This window comes from Lactobacillus kalixensis DSM 16043, assembly GCF_001434335.1.
Classification (GTDB): Bacteria; Bacillota; Bacilli; order Lactobacillales; family Lactobacillaceae; genus Lactobacillus; species Lactobacillus kalixensis.
Genome location: NZ_AZFM01000015.1, coordinates 1 through 14260, shown reverse-complemented (window position 1 = coordinate 14260; position 14260 = coordinate 1). Strand labels below are relative to the sequence as shown.

Annotated in this window: 13 protein-coding genes; 10 read left to right on the top strand and 3 right to left on the bottom strand. The window is 37.4% G+C overall.

Going from position 1 to position 14260, the window contains the following annotated elements:
* The first annotated feature begins 92 nt into the window (after positions 1 to 92).
* The 10 genes from nrdD to FC46_RS05470 all read left to right on the top strand — a co-directional run bounded on the left by nrdD (position 93) and on the right by FC46_RS05470 (position 11092).
* On the top strand, positions 93 to 2303 hold the full coding sequence (nrdD, locus tag FC46_RS05515) for an anaerobic ribonucleoside-triphosphate reductase (RefSeq protein WP_057798658.1): 2211 nt from the start codon (positions 93 to 95) through the stop codon (positions 2301 to 2303).
* Positions 2287 to 3000 carry an anaerobic ribonucleoside-triphosphate reductase activating protein gene (gene nrdG / locus FC46_RS05510; protein WP_057798656.1) on the top strand — a complete coding sequence of 238 codons (714 nt, stop codon included), beginning with the start codon at positions 2287 to 2289 and terminating at the stop codon, positions 2998 to 3000. Before nrdD ends, nrdG begins: the two co-directional genes overlap by 17 nt.
* Positions 3001 to 3061: 61 nt before the next feature.
* A complete protein-coding gene (locus tag FC46_RS05505; protein ID WP_057798654.1) occupies positions 3062 to 3643 on the top strand; it encodes an iron-sulfur cluster assembly protein in 582 nt (193 codons plus the stop codon).
* A gap of 8 nt (positions 3644 to 3651) precedes the next feature.
* Entirely contained in the window at positions 3652 to 4854 is a 1203-nt protein-coding gene (locus FC46_RS05500; RefSeq protein WP_057798651.1) for a DUF438 domain-containing protein, read from the top strand.
* A 44-nt stretch (positions 4855 to 4898) separates the two neighbouring features.
* On the top strand, positions 4899 to 6164 hold the full coding sequence (locus FC46_RS05495) for a PAS domain-containing protein (protein WP_057798649.1): 1266 nt from the start codon (positions 4899 to 4901) through the stop codon (positions 6162 to 6164).
* A 92-nt stretch (positions 6165 to 6256) separates the two neighbouring features.
* A complete protein-coding gene (locus FC46_RS05490; RefSeq protein WP_057798647.1) occupies positions 6257 to 7474 on the top strand; it encodes an MDR family MFS transporter in 1218 nt (405 codons plus the stop codon).
* A gap of 65 nt (positions 7475 to 7539) precedes the next feature.
* The gene (locus FC46_RS05485; protein WP_057798646.1) at positions 7540 to 9486 is read left to right on the top strand and encodes a M13 family metallopeptidase; all 1947 of its coding nucleotides are present in this window, start codon (positions 7540 to 7542) and stop codon (positions 9484 to 9486) included.
* 147 nt (positions 9487 to 9633) lie between these two features.
* Positions 9634 to 10464, top strand: coding sequence for an Rpn family recombination-promoting nuclease/putative transposase (locus tag FC46_RS05480; protein ID WP_057798644.1), 831 nt, complete (start codon positions 9634 to 9636; stop codon positions 10462 to 10464).
* A gap of 131 nt (positions 10465 to 10595) precedes the next feature.
* Entirely contained in the window at positions 10596 to 10793 is a 198-nt protein-coding gene (locus FC46_RS05475) for a hypothetical protein (RefSeq protein WP_057798642.1), read from the top strand.
* 50 nt (positions 10794 to 10843) lie between these two features.
* Complete coding sequence (locus tag FC46_RS05470) at positions 10844 to 11092, top strand: hypothetical protein (protein WP_057798641.1); 249 nt, start codon at positions 10844 to 10846, stop codon at positions 11090 to 11092.
* 71 nt (positions 11093 to 11163) lie between these two features.
* Here the strand turns inward: FC46_RS05470 and FC46_RS05465 are convergent, their stop codons facing one another.
* From FC46_RS05465 to FC46_RS10190, 3 genes are all read right to left on the bottom strand, one after another.
* Positions 11164 to 13179 (bottom strand): KUP/HAK/KT family potassium transporter, encoded by a 2016-nt coding sequence (locus FC46_RS05465; protein WP_057798639.1) that lies wholly within the window; start codon positions 13177 to 13179, stop codon positions 11164 to 11166.
* 162 nt (positions 13180 to 13341) lie between these two features.
* On the bottom strand, positions 13342 to 13782 hold the full coding sequence (locus tag FC46_RS05460; protein ID WP_057798637.1) for a hypothetical protein: 441 nt from the start codon (positions 13780 to 13782) through the stop codon (positions 13342 to 13344).
* Positions 13783 to 13927: 145 nt separating this feature from the next.
* Positions 13928 to 14260: hypothetical protein (locus FC46_RS10190; RefSeq protein ID WP_162253138.1), on the bottom strand; the 333-nt coding region annotated here is incomplete at its 5' end.

The window sequence follows — 14260 nt, the reverse complement described above, 5'->3', positions numbered from 1 at the left end:
TAGATACAATCCATTGATTAACGAGAGTGTATAGAATACAAGATATTGTGTTTTGTGATATTATTAAACCATCACAAGAAGGAGAGCAGATCATGTTAAAGCAAGAATTCAATCAAGAAATAGAAGAAAAATTAGTAATACCAAAAACTTTGATTAAGCGTGATGGTAGTAAGTATCCATTTGAATTATTCAAGTTGCAAATGGTTTTGCATGCTCTTGATTTGGATGATGCCCAAAATGCTGTTTTAGCAAAAATCATGGCTAAACTCGGCGAGAAAATTACTGTCAAGGCCCAAGATGTTGCGAATGCCTTTCGCGATAGTCTTAATGAACTAGGCTATCTTGATGCTGCTAAGAGTTATGAAAATTATCGCAAAGAAGATGAGCAAGAGTGGCTCAAGCAAACTGACACTAAGCAACGTTTGAAGAGAATGGTTAGTGGCGATCCGACAATCGTGAACGAAAATGCCAATAAAGATAGTGAAGTTTTCAGTACTCAGCGTGACTTGACTGCTGGAACAGTAGGTAAGACGGTTGGTTTAACCATGATGCCACAACATATTGCTAAGGCACACCTCCGCGGCGATATTCACTGGCATGATCTTGACTACACTCCTCTTTCTCCAATGTCCAACTGCTGCTTGATCGATTTTAAAGAAATGCTTACTAATGGCTTTAAAATTGGTAATGCCTTCATGGAAAGTCCTAACTCAATTGGTGTAGCTACTAGTCAAGTTGCTCAAATTATTACTAACGTTGCATCAAGTCAATATGGCGGTTGTTCATTTGATAGAGCTGACCAAGTTTTAGCGCCATTTGCCCAAAAGAATTACGAAAAACACTTAAAAGATGCACATGAATTAATTGATGATGACGAAAAGGCCGATGAATTCGCAAAGAAGCGCACCAAAAAAGACATCTACGATGCAATGCAAAGCTTGGAATACGAAATTAACACGATGTTCTCAAGTCAAGGTCAGACACCGTTTACTTCCCTTGGCTTTGGTCTTGGTACTTCTTGGATTGAAAGAGAAATCCAAAAAGATATCTTGAGAATTAGAATTGCTGGTCTTGGCAAGGAACACAGAACTGCAATTTTCCCTAAGCTCTTATTTACTTTGAAAAAAGGCTTGAATTTACACCCAGGTGATCCTAACTATGATGTAAAGCAATTGGCTGTTCAATGTTCAACTAAGCGGATGTATCCAGATATCTTGAACTACGACAAGATTGTTGAAATCACTGGCTCATTCAAATGCCCAATGGGTTGTCGCTCATTTTTACAAGGCTGGAAAGATGAAAATGGCAAGGAAGTTAACTCAGGTAGAATGAACCTCGGTGTAGTAACAGTTAACTTGCCAAGAATCGCAATGGAAAGCCACGGCGATATGGACTTGTTCTGGAAGATTTTCAATATCAGAATGCAAACTTGCCATGAAGCTTTGGAATTTAAGGCTCATCGCGTTACTGAAGCTGAACCAGTCAATGCACCAATTCTTTACCAATTCGGTGCTTTTGGTAAGCGTCTTAAGGAAGATGGCAACGTTAATGAATTGTTCAAGAACGGCCGTGCTACTATTTCACTTGGCTACATTGGTTTGTACGAAGTAGGGACTGTCTTCTTTGGTCCAAACTGGGAACACAACAAGGAAGCGCATGATTTTACTATTGAAATCGTGAAAAAGATGCATGACTTGTGTGCTAAGTGGGAAAAGCAAGACCCTAACCACTACCACTACAGCCTTTACTCAACTCCGAGTGAAAGTTTAACTGACCGCTTCTGCCGCTTGGATATTGAAAAGTTTGGTAAGGTGAAGGACATCACTGATAAGGAATACTACACTAACTCATTCCACTACGATGTTAGAAAACACCCAACTCCATTTGAAAAGCTTGAATTTGAAAAGGATTACCCACAATACGCAGCTGGTGGTTTCATTCACTACTGCGAATACCCTAACTTGAAGCAAAATCCTGCAGCATTGGAAGCTGTCTGGGACTGGGCATATGATAAAGTTGGCTACCTTGGTACTAACACTCCAATTGATAAGTGTTACAAGTGCGGCTTTGCTGGCGAATTCAAGGCTACTGCAAAAGGCTTCCAATGCCCTGTCTGCGGCAATCACGATCCTAAGACCTGTGATTGTGTTAAGAGAACTTGCGGCTACTTAGGTAACCCATTGAAGCGTCCTATGGTTCACGGTCGTCATGAAGAAATTGCTCATAGAGTAAAGCACATGTCACTTGGCCTTGTAAGAGAAGAAGCTGAAGAGGAAACTGAGAAGAATGCCGGAGAAAGATAAAAATAATCAAGAAGGACCAGACCTGCGCAATAACTTAGTTAAGATCAATATTGATGGTGATACGATGTTTATCGATGCTAATCAATATAAACCGCAAATGCGGAAGGCTAAGCGCGATTTAAGGATGAAAAAATTACCTAAAAATCCCAAGCCGCAAGAATGGAAGACAGAAGATTATAGTTTGCATAAAGTTGCTGACTATAAGCCTTTTAACTTCGTTGACGGTGAAGGGGTTCGCTGCAGTCTTTATGTTTCTGGGTGTTTATTCGATTGTCCAGGTTGCTATAACTTAGCTGCTCAGAACTTTAATTATGGTTATCCTTATACGCAAGAATTGGAAGACAAGATTATTGAAGATATGTCACAATCTTACGTTCAAGGCTTAACCCTGCTTGGCGGTGAACCCTTTCTTAACACCTGGGTTTGTCTAAAAATTATCAACCGGGTGCGTAAAGAATTCGGCCATAGTAAGGATATCTGGTCCTGGTCGGGTTATACTTGGGATGAATTACAGAAGGAAACTGACGATAAAAAAGAAATGTTATCAAAGATCGACATTTTAGTTGATGGTCGCTTTTTGGAAGCTGAAAAGGACTTAACCTTACAATTCAGAGGTTCAAGTAACCAGAGAATTATTGATGTACAAGAATCTTTGAAACAAAATAAGGTTGTAATTTGGAAAGATTTAGTAAGATAAAAGAAGATGTGAGAAAATTGGAAGTAGCGATATTTCCAATTTTTTTGTTAGGTAAAAAACGATGAAAGAAAAACAATTAGAATTAGTTGATCAAATTATGACGGCCTTGCAGAAGGTAGAAGACCCAGAACTTTTAGTTGATGTGGTTAACTTGGGTTTGATCTATGGGATTGATATTGATGATGATATAGCAATTGTGAAGATGACACTAACGATCTCAGGTTGTCCTTTATCAACTTATCTGCAAGATAATATTGAGCGCGCAGTTTTGTCAGTTGACGGGATTAATCACTGCCAAGTTAAGTTGGTCTGGTATCCGGTTTGGACGCCTGAGAGAATGACTGAGGCCGCTAAAAGGCAGTTAGGGATGCTAGATGATCCTGATCAAAAAGATAAAATTGAGCAAATAGAAAAAGAGCAAAAGATTATTGATTTTTCTGTGCCAATTAAAAAGCTAGCTGAAGAATATCCTGACTTTATTCAAATTATGTATGACTGCGGTTTTACGCGGATTAAGATTCCGGGACTACTTTCAACCGTTGGGCGAGTGATGACGATACCACTAGGTGCACAAGCAATGAAGCTTGACCTGGAGAAAATTAAAAAGGCATTTGAGGATAAAGGCTATAAGGTAATTGAATAGGTGAAAAAATGGCAAAAATGAGTAAAGAAAGACAAGCTGCAATCTTACAGATCCTCGAATTTTTACAAAATGGTGGGGATTTAGAAACAGCTAAGAAGATGTTTAAGCAATCATTTGACAAGGTGGATGTAGCTGAAATTACTGAAGCTGAACGACAATTAATCGCTAAGGGACTTGATCCGCGAGAGATTCAATATCTGTGTAATGTCCACGTTGACTTATTTAAAGGCAATATTGATGAGCCAAAGGAAAATCCAGAATTTGAGACGCCAGGGCATCCTGTTCATACTTTTAAGATGGAAAATGTGGTTATTAAATCATTGATTAATGATGCCCTTTTACCAGATCTTAAAAGATGGGAAGATGGCGATGACAAAGCGCTAGGCAGAATGCGTCAGGAATTAAAGGACTTGAGTCAGCTTAAGAAACATTACTCTCGAAAAGAAACTTCAATGTTTCCGATTATGACACGTCATGGTATCACTGCTCCGCCTAAAGTGATGTGGGGAGTTGATGATGAAATTTTGGCTTTGATTAAACAAGCTAATGAATTAGTGAATGTAGAAAATCCTGATCAAAGTAAGTTGGATGACCTTGTCAAAAATTTGGCTCATGAAGTTCTTGAAATGATTATTAAGGAAGAAGATATCATGCTTCCAATGATCGGCGAAGTGGCTAGTGCTGAGGAATGGGGCAATGTGAAAAAAGAGGAAGAACAGTTTGGTTACACTTTGATTCAAAAGCCGCTTAATTGGCAGCCTAAACTCCTTAAACAAGCTACGGGTGATATTGCCTTAAATAATTTAGCCTCTCTTGTAGTGAACTTTACTGAAGGTAGCTTAAATATTGAGCAAATGAGAGCAATTGTTGATATTCTGCCGATGGAGTTAACCTTTGTGGATAAAAATGACAAGGTTGTCTTTTTCGGTGGCAGCGAGCATATTTTTTCTCACTCCAAGAATGCTTTAGGTAACGATGTCTATACTTGTCATCCACAAGAAGTGATTGGCAAGGTAAAGGCAATTATGACAGCATTTCACGAAGGTAAAAAAGATGAATTCGAGTTTTCTTTTAGAAAAGATAATAAAAACCTTATTTGGGTAAGATATTTAGCTGTGCGTAATTCTGAAAGCGAGTATCTTGGCTGTTTAGAGGTTGTTCAAAATTTGACAAACTTTGAAAAAAATTTTAATTCTGGTAACCAAAACTAATTAATTTTCTTATATAATTGTGGTGGATTAGTGAGGTTATAGATATGGAAAAAGAAAAGCAAGAACAAGATTTTTTAGATTCAGTCAACTTTTTAATAACCCAAAATAAACCTAGCCGTGATCAAACTTTACTTAAAAGTTCGCGTGAAGATCAAATTGAAGAAGCAAGCGTTAAGGGCCACCCACTTTATACCTTGTATGAAGAAAATGATGCTGCAACTGATTTGATTGAAAATAGGTTATTACCTGACCTGAAAAAGTGGCAACAAGATGGCAAAAATGATAAGTTGTTAGCAAGAATGAAGAGGGAGCTTGAAGAGTTAAGAACTATCAAGCACCATTATCAAAGAAAACAAAATTCACTCTATTCTTTTTTGACAAAATATCGCTTGATTGAAGAGCAGGTATCAACTGTTCTTTGGAGTTTTGATGATAATGTTTTGTCTAATATCTATAAGGCGCAAGGGATGCTTAATAGTAAGCCGCTGCCGGATAAATATGTCGTTGAAGCTCAAGTAGAACAAGCTGCCAATTCTTGTTTAAATATGATTTTCTTTGAAAATACGATCCTATTTCCGCTACTGGCAATGAAATTAACGCCAAATGATTGGTATGTAGTTAAGCAAGACGAAGTTGAAACAGGATACAGCTTAATTGATTATCCGCAGGTTTGGGTACCAACTGATGAGGAGATTAATCAGGGACTAGCTGAACATGGAGATAATTATCGATTATCCACTGAGCTTGTAAGTGCGATCGATAAGATGGTTTCTTCTTGGATGAGATCATCTAAAGAAAAGTTTGACGAAATTCAGCCATTGTATGGAAATAAAGAATATATAGTTGGGGATGAAGCCAATAGCCCAGATTTGGTTTTTAACAATATAGAAAATACTGTTGTTAAACTTGAGATTGGTTCATTAAGCCTAAAAGAAATTACGGCTATTTTCAATGTTTTACCAGTTGATTGTACCTTCGTTGATAAGTACGATCGAGTAAAATGGTTCTCGAATACTGATCGGATTTTTCCACGGACTAGAAGTGTAATTGGTCGTCCAGTAATTCGCTGTCATCCACCTAAGAGTATTGATAAAGTTATGAAGATCTTGGATGATTTTCATAATGGCTTGTCTGATATGAATGATTTCTGGGTCAACTTCCATGGGCGCAATATTTATTTAGCATTTTTTGCTGTGCGTGATAATGATGATAATTACTTGGGCTGTCTTGAAACGGTTCAAGATGTCACAAAATTCAAGACGATGGAAAAGGAAAAGACACTCGAAAATCAGGACGAATTTAAAGATTAATAATTGAGACATCTGGTGTAATTAGCACCGGCTGTCTTTTTTTTATTAATTTGATATGCTAGAGATTAGAAAAATACGAGGAGGAAGGAAATATGAAAAAAGATCATGGAGCTATTAAAAATGATGAAATCAAGTTAATCTGGTTAATTGTCGGTGAGCTCGCTACTTGGATTGGTGCCAGCTTTATTTGGCCGCTGACATCTGTTTACTTAAATAAGCAGTTACACATCAGTCTATCGATGATTGGGGTAGTTCTATTCTGCAATTGCCTTGGTAATATTATCGGCTCAATTATTTCTGGCCGCTTGTATGATCGTATGAATCCATATCCATTAGTTTTATGGGGGTTGGGCCTTGATGCAGTCGTCCTTTTTTTGATGGCTGCTTTTCATGGCTGGCCAGAATACTGGATTTGGCTGATAATCACCGGCTTTTTAGGTGGTTGGAATGGTACGTTGATTAATTCTATTGCAACTAGTTTAAAGAAATATCCGGGTCGCTATGTTTTTAATGTTTTATACTTCTCGCAAAATCTAGGTGTAGTTACAGGCACTTTGATTGTAGGGTATTTGTATGATTTTTCAATCACACTCTTATTTGTGATTGCAGCTAGTTTGTTTGTGATTGCCTTTTTGAATGCAATTTTCAACTATCGTCCAATTATCGCCTTTCATAAAGAAAGAATGGCTAAAGTGCACAAGGGCGGAGCTCAGAAAGCTGAGCCAATGATTAAACCTAACTTCATGATGACTATGGCCTTCTTTACTACACTTGGTATTACTTGGTTAATGTATATGAATTGGGAATCTAACTTGTCAGTTTATATGGTTTCTCTAGGAATCCCATTCCACTTGTACAGTTTATTGTGGACTTTGAATGCCAGTGTAATCGTAGTCATGCAAGGAATTTTGGCACGATTTCCAAAATTATTTAAGAACCTTTTCCATCAAATCATCTTTGGAATTATCATGTTCTCAATTTCTTTCGTTACCTTGGTCTTTGCTAAAGACTTCTTCCACTTTGCCTTATCGATGTTTATCTTAACTTTGGGTGAATCAACTGCTTTTCCGGCTATTCCTGCCTTTGTTAACGATTTGTCACCTTTATCAAGTAAAGGTAAGTATCAAGGCTTCACTATGGTAGCTTCCGGAATTGGTCGTGCCTTTGGTCCATTATTTGGAGGACTAGTTATTGATAGGGCTGGATATATTTCCTTCTTTTGGATAGCCGCAATTGTGATTTTGGCAATGATTGTGCTGATGGTTCCACTTTATTCCAGATTGCATAATAAATTGAAGATTTACAAATAAGCTGAATTATAAAAAAATGATATAATTACTATTGATTTAATTTCTGTAGAAAAGAGGATTTTTGAATGAAGAATACACTCTCTGTTCGTGGTGGAGCAGGCGATATTACTAAACCTAACCTTAATGCTCGTCCACAAGACAACCTTTATCTTGCCGTTAACTCAGAATGGTTAGAAAAAACTGAAATCCCTTCTGATCGTTCTAGAATTGCCAGTTTTGATAGCATTGACGTAAATATTGAAAAAGAATTGATGCAAGATTTCGCTGACTTTAGCGATGGTAAGAAGGATTTACCAAGTGTGCCTAACTTTGAAAAAGCTGTTGCATTATACAAGATTGCTAATAACTTTGATAAGAGAAATGAAGAAGGCGCTGCACCAATTCAAGAAGATTTGAAGAAGATAACTAACTTAGAGAACTTTTCTGAGTTAAATGAAAAATTCGCCGAATTATTCAAATCAGATTATGTTTTACCAATTAGCTTCGATGTTGATGCAGATATGAAGAATACTAAGGTGAATGTTTTACAATTTGGTGGTGCTGGAACTATCTTGCCAGATACTACTACTTATAAGACACCTGCAGCTAAGGAGTTGCTTAAAGTCTACCATGATCAAACAGTAAAGCTTTTGACTATGGCTGGTGTAAGTGAGCAAGATGCACAAAATTATACTGAAAAAGCTTTGGAATTTGATAAGAAGCTTTCTGAAGTTGTTAAGTCATCTGAAGAATGGGCAGATTACCCAGCAATGTATAACCCAACCTCACTTAATGACTTTGAAGATAAATTCAAGAGTTTGGATATCGACAAGTTCTTAAACGAAGTCTTTGGCAAAGATAAACCAGATAAAATTATTGTTACTGAGCCTCGCTTCTTAGATCATGTAGAAGAATTATTGAATGCTGATAATTTTGAAGAAATCAAGTCTTGGATGGTAGCTAAGTTCATCAATTCTGTAGCAAGCTTCTTGTCACAAGAATTCCGTGAAGCAGCATTCCCATTCAGTCAAGCTTTATCAGGTCAACCTCAATTAGCAACTGGTACTAAGCAAGCTTATAGAATTGCTAATGGTATCTTCTCTGAGGTGGTTGGTGTTTACTACGGTCAAACTTATTTCGGGAAAGATGCTAAGGATGACGTTGAAGACATGATTCATAAGATGATCGATGTTTATGAACAAAGAATCAACGACAACAGCTGGCTTTCTGAAGAGACCAAGAAGAAGGCGATTGTTAAATTGCGTGCTTTGATCTTAAAGATTGGTTATCCTGACAAGATTGAAGAAATTTACAACCGTTTGAGTATTGACGAAAATGCTAGCTTGTACGAAAATGCTGCAAAAATCGCTTGCGAAAAGTTGAATTACAATTTGGAAAAATTGACTAAGCCGGTTGATCGCACCGTATGGCTTATGCCAGGTAACTTGGTAAATGCTTGCTACGATCCACAACGTAACGACATCACCTTCCCAGCTGCAATTTTACAAAAGCCATTCTACGACTTGAAGCAATCACGTAGTTTGAACTACGGTGGTATTGGGGTTGTTATTGCTCACGAAATTTCTCACGCATTCGACAACAACGGCGCTAAGTTTGATGAATTTGGTAACCTTAAGGACTGGTGGACTGATCAAGACTTTGAAGAATTCAAGAAACGTACTCAAGCTGAAATTGACTTGTTTGATGGTATTCAATACGGCCCAGTTACTTTGAATGGTAAGCAAATTGTGTCAGAAAACATCGCCGACCAAGGTGGATTGACAGCAGCTGTTGAAGCTAATAAGGGTGAAAACGGCGATATGAAGGAAGTCTTCGAAAACTTTGCACGAGTTTGGGCTAATAAGCAATTGCCTGAATCAATTAAGACGCAAGTTTCTGTAGACGTTCATGCACCTGGTCCAGAACGTGCCAATGTACAATCACAATGTCAGGAAGAATTCTATAAGGCATTTGATGTAAAGCCTGAAGATGGTATGTGGCTTGACCCTGACAAGCGTGTAGTTATTTGGTAATAAAGAATATATAGATAAAGAATCAAACTGCGAAAGTGGTTTGATTTTTTTATTTTGGCAAAATTTTTAAGTAAAAATCGCCCTTTTTTGCGTATTTAACTATAGAGGGGTATTCGCTTCTCTAAATCGTTAAAAAGGAGGCAACCTATGACTAACAATCATACGGTTAAGGGTTCTGATATCATGGATGATTACATGTTTCAGAACGTGATGGAAGATAAGGTAAATTGCCAGGTGTTCTTGGACAGTCTCTTCCCTGATAAAAAGTTCAAGGTGATTGATGCATATCCTCAAAAGAGAATTTGGCCGCTTGATATTGAGAAGCCAACGATTATGGATATTTTGGCCAAAGACGATAAGGGCGTGCAGTACAACCTTGAGATGCAGGTGAAGAGTCAGCCGTTTCGTGATGAGCGAGCAGAGTTTTATTCTTCAAGACTAGTACAGAAGGCATTGTACAAAGGTGAAAATTATGATGAATTAAGGCGTACATATGTGATTTTTATCTTTGCCTCTGATCCATTCGATGAAAATTTACGTCGATACACGATAAAAAATTCGGTAGTTGAATCAAAAAGAGCGCATTTCAACGGAAAATCTGCCATAATATATTTAAATTCCCAAGGTACAAAGGGAAAGATCACGACTGATCTTCAGGACTTCCTAAACTTGATGGAAGATAAACCAGTGTCTAATGGGAAAGCAATTAGGCAGATTCAAGAAACAATGGAAAATGTTGGAAAGACAAAAGATTGGAGGCAGAGAAGTATGTCAATTCAGTACAAGATTGATGCCGCGAAAGAAGCAGGTATCAAACAAGGCAGTGAAAAGACTAGACTTGAGGATATTAAAAAATTAATTAGAGTGCTTCGTTTAGATGGCAACAATGATTCAGTTATTCTGAATAAGTCACTAGCATTTTATGGTGATGATTTTTCTAAAGAAGAATTAAGTCATATTATCACTGAAACAAAATAATAACTACCTTTCATCACACAAAGAGCCGCTACAAAGTGGCTCTTTTTTCTTACGAGCATTTCAATTGAAAATTTGCCATAATATACTTAACTAAAAATGTTGGAAAAACCGAAGGTTGGAGGCAGAGAAGTATGTCAATTCAGTACAAAATTGATGAAGCAAGAGAAGAAGGTATCAAGAAGACTAGACTTGAGTATGTTAAGAAATCAATTAAGATGCTTCGCTTAGATGGCAATAGTGAAGCAGATGTGCTAAGTAAGTTGATGACATTTTATAGTGATGATTTCTCTAAAGAAGAATTAAGTCACATTATTGCCGAAACCAAATAAAAAACACTTCCGACACAACAAAGTTCTAATTGCAATCAAGGAGACAAAAGATGGAAAAATTCAAAAATGTAACAGAATGGCCACAAAGAAGTGTGTTCATTCAAGAAAAAATTGATAGAGCTAGGGAAGAAGGCTTTAAAAAAGGCCTAAAAATGACTAGAATTGAAAACATCAAAAAATTGATCTCTATGACTAAAATGAATAATATTGCAGAAGATGTCGCCTTCACTTTCATAAAACAAGAATACCCAGATATCAAAGATGCAGATTTAAAAAAATGGTTTGCCGAGACTAAGTAAGATTCACAAGATGTGGACCTTATTTTTTTGCACAAAAAAAGACCGGATCATTACGATCCAGCCTTAAATAGTTATTTCAAATTAGAATAGTCCTTCGGAGCAACTCGCTTAATATAAGCTGGGTTTACCTGACCTAAGATAAGCGGAACTCGTTCAACCACCGTATCGGCATATTCAAGACCGAACCAAGAAGCTGGGTTTGAAGATAAGTTCTGAAGACCAACTCTGGCTTCGACCATCCACTTCTCCCAACCGACCAATTGTGTTTGTGGACTAATTACATCGTTAACAATAACGAATGAGAAGTCACCAACGTTACGACCTGGTGTGGTTGTGTATTCTTGTGGTTGTGGCTCAATTGTTCCATCCTTGATCAAGTCATGAACGATCTGTCTGATGTAGACATTCACGCTAGTTTGCTTCTTGAATCCAAGATAGAGCTGAACGTTAATCACGTTCTTAGTACCATAAGTATTAACTGCGTATTCTGCAGTATATGGTTCATTAGTAACGTTAACGGTTACGAACCAATATGCTTTAGCACGCTTAGGTCGCTTGTCTAGAATTGAATACAGAACTTCACGTTTGATGAACTTATTGTATTTAACTTTAGCCATATAAACCAAGTTGGTTGCGTAAGTTGGGTAGTCTTCATCGTGACTCAAATTAGTAAGCATGTCAGTGTATTCATCAAGACGAACATAAGCGTTTCGTGCTTCACGTTTATCACGAATCTTATTACCGTAGAACCAAACGTACATAATACCTAAGATGAAGCCAGTGATGATTAATGATACATAACCACCGTGAGTAAACTTGCTCAAACTTGAAAGTAAGAACATTACATTCAAGAAACCAAAGAATACTAAGAAGATCAAGCACCAAGGATAAGCGATACTTCTACTTCTGAGCCATTCATAAAGCATGATAGTTGTCATCAGCATTGAAATTGTGATGGACAAACCATATGCTGCTTCCATATGAGCTGAAGTTTGGAAGAATAAAACCAAAGCAATAGTTGCAATACAGAGCATTTTGTTGATGGCAGGGATGTAAATTTGACCTTTTTCAGTTGAAGGATAGTGAATGTTCATTCTAGGTAAGAACTTAAGACCACTAGCTTCAGCAACTAAAGTAAAGGAACCTGTGATCAAAGCTTGTGAAGCAATGACGGCAGCAATTGTTGCTAAAACAACGGCTGCCAAACGGATATCGTTTGGAATGATTTCAAAGAATGGGTTGAAGTCACCAGTCGTATGGAAGTTAGGATTTTGTAAAATCCAAACACCTTGACCAAAGTAGTTAAGAGCTAAACATACGAAAACGTATGGCCAAGAACCAACAATGTTACTCTTACCAACGTGACCGACATCTGAATAAAGTGCTTCGGCACCAGTAGTAGCAAGGAAGATTGAACCTAAAATAAAGATCCCTTGCTTGTTGTATGGGCTAACCAATAACTTAAAAGCATAGTATGGATTAATTGCTTGCAAAATTGACCAGTCACCGCTCATGTTAATTAAGCCAATTACACCTAAGAAGGTAAACCAGATAAACATGATTGGTCCAAAAGCCTTACCGATGATACTGGTCCCCATGCGTTGAATTGCAAACAGGAACAGCAAAATTATTACTGTAATAATAATTACTTCTGTTTGTGTATTAACAGGAACGTTACCCTTACCGAATTCCATGCCTTTCAGTCCTTCAATTGCTGTTGTAACAGTAACTGCTGGCGTCAAGGTACCATCGGCTAAGATCGCAGCCCCACCAATTAGGGCAGGTAGGACCAGCCATTTTGCCCGCTTTCTGATCAAAGCATAAAGAGCAAAGATACCACCTTCACCGTGGTTGGTTGCCCGCAAGGCGATGATAACAGTTTGCAAGGTTGTTAGCAGTGTCACAGTCCACAATACTAATGAAATAGAACCGATGATAAAATCGCGGCTCACATTACCAATTCCGCCGTTACCAGCAACGATTGATTTCATTACATATAGAGGGCTAGTACCAATATCACCGTAGACAATCCCAATGGCTATTAACAAGCCTGCTGCGGATGTTCTATTTTTCAATTTTTGTGTCATTCTAGTACTTCCTTAAGAAAAATATTTTTCCTATCTATTAATAAAAAAAGAATGCCAATCGACATTCTATAAACAATAATATTTTCGTCTATTTGGAGTTAGGAATCAAGTCCTAATAATCAAAAAAAGCGACCCAATTGGACCGCTTTTTGAAATCAAGTATTATGATAAAGAATTTTGGATCTTGTTACGACGTCTTTCGTACCATGAATCCCAATCTTCGTAAGTATTCATAGTAGTTGGATCGATATCTTCATCCTTAGCAATTTCATCAAGAATAGCCTTGAAGTTGTAGTCATGGTATTGAAGAGCATGAGCAACCAAGGTCTTACGAGGGAAGTGAATATTGTTAAGTAAGTACTTATTAATATCAACCATATTGTGGCTATTGTCGTAAAGGTTGATGATTTCCAGGTCATCTTGGTCGAATTGAGCAATGTAGAAGTTAGCGAACACCTTAAGGTAGTCAGGTTGTTCCTTAAATACTTCAGGTTCCATGACAACACGGTTGGCTTCAGGCATTTCTACAGTAAATTCTGACTTTTCTTCGTCTTTTTCTTCTTCTTCGACCTTTTGATTGGTGTTTTTTTCTTCTTCAGTCAATTTAGGGCACTCCTTTGTATAAAAATACAGAATCAATACTAATTCTACAGGCTTTCTCCAATAAAGGCAAACATTAGTTAATAAGAAAAAACACATCTTAAAAAGATGTGCATCTAGAGGACTATTTAACTTTAATAATCTAGTACTACTTATCTAAAACAGCTAAGTATTCATCGATTTCTTCGTCGGATAAAACATCACTGTATTCTTGATGCATCCTGGACCTGATATTTTCATTGCTAATGCCTAAATCTTTAAGCATAACGATAGTACTCTTCAATCTCTTAACGCTGTCTGCATATCGTACATCTTCAAGCTTGTCTTCAAATGTCATCATTTGTTTCACCCTCTCCGGATCTTTAGAAAAATCAATCATCGATTCCTGCAACTGCATGGCATAATCATTTTTTTGACTAAGATTGCCAAGTTCCAGGTCGAAAAACTGTTGCATCTCAGGCGTAACATCGCCTTTTGTTCC

Bases quoted from the DNA above. Each gene is read 5' to 3' on its own strand.
- nrdD (WP_057798658.1), top strand. From the start codon at position 93: ATGTTAAAGCAAGAATTCAATCAAGAAATAGAAGAAAAATTAGTAATA.
- nrdG (WP_057798656.1), top strand. From the start codon at position 2,287: ATGCCGGAGAAAGATAAAAATAATCAAGAAGGACCAGACCTGCGCAAT.
- FC46_RS05505 (WP_057798654.1), top strand. From the start codon at position 3,062: ATGAAAGAAAAACAATTAGAATTAGTTGATCAAATTATGACGGCCTTG.
- FC46_RS05500 (WP_057798651.1), top strand. From the start codon at position 3,652: ATGGCAAAAATGAGTAAAGAAAGACAAGCTGCAATCTTACAGATCCTC.
- FC46_RS05495 (WP_057798649.1), top strand. From the start codon at position 4,899: ATGGAAAAAGAAAAGCAAGAACAAGATTTTTTAGATTCAGTCAACTTT.
- FC46_RS05490 (WP_057798647.1), top strand. From the start codon at position 6,257: ATGAAAAAAGATCATGGAGCTATTAAAAATGATGAAATCAAGTTAATC.
- FC46_RS05485 (WP_057798646.1), top strand. From the start codon at position 7,540: ATGAAGAATACACTCTCTGTTCGTGGTGGAGCAGGCGATATTACTAAA.
- FC46_RS05480 (WP_057798644.1), top strand. From the start codon at position 9,634: ATGACTAACAATCATACGGTTAAGGGTTCTGATATCATGGATGATTAC.
- FC46_RS05475 (WP_057798642.1), top strand. From the start codon at position 10,596: ATGTCAATTCAGTACAAAATTGATGAAGCAAGAGAAGAAGGTATCAAG.
- FC46_RS05470 (WP_057798641.1), top strand. From the start codon at position 10,844: ATGGAAAAATTCAAAAATGTAACAGAATGGCCACAAAGAAGTGTGTTC.
- FC46_RS05465 (WP_057798639.1), bottom strand. From the start codon at position 13,179: ATGACACAAAAATTGAAAAATAGAACATCCGCAGCAGGCTTGTTAATA.